Raw genomic sequence first — 286 nt, 5'->3', positions numbered from 1 at the left:
ACTGATTTTTTCACTTTATTATTCTTGTGAAGAAGAATCGTTAGATGATTCCGTAGAACCGTTTGTTGATTTTTCTTCTTTCTTCGGTTCTTCTTTTTTGTCACTAGTTGAACCGCTTGTTGATTTCTCTTCTTTTTGAGACTTGTCTTCTGTTTTATTTTCTGGTTTCGTGCTCGTTGACTTCTCTTCTTTTTGAGATTTGTCGTCAGCTTTTTTACCAGAAGCATTCGTAGCCTTTGCAGCACCTGCATCAGCTTTAATTTCTGTTACTGATTTATTTAAGTAA

Annotated in this window: 1 pseudogene; it reads right to left on the bottom strand. The window is 34.6% G+C overall.

Features of this window, described 5'->3' with window-relative positions:
* Window positions 1-18 precede the first annotated feature (18 nt).
* A pseudogene (locus MR170_RS31515) lies at window positions 19-286 on the bottom strand (M23 family metallopeptidase); the annotation flags it as partial.

Origin of the sequence: Bacillus cereus group sp. BfR-BA-01524 (genome assembly GCF_022662595.1) — a bacterium.
Classification (GTDB): domain Bacteria; phylum Bacillota; class Bacilli; order Bacillales; family Bacillaceae_G; genus Bacillus_A; species Bacillus_A thuringiensis_S.
The sequence above is the reverse complement of the archived record's forward strand: the minus strand, read 5'-3'. Positions and strand labels throughout refer to the sequence as shown.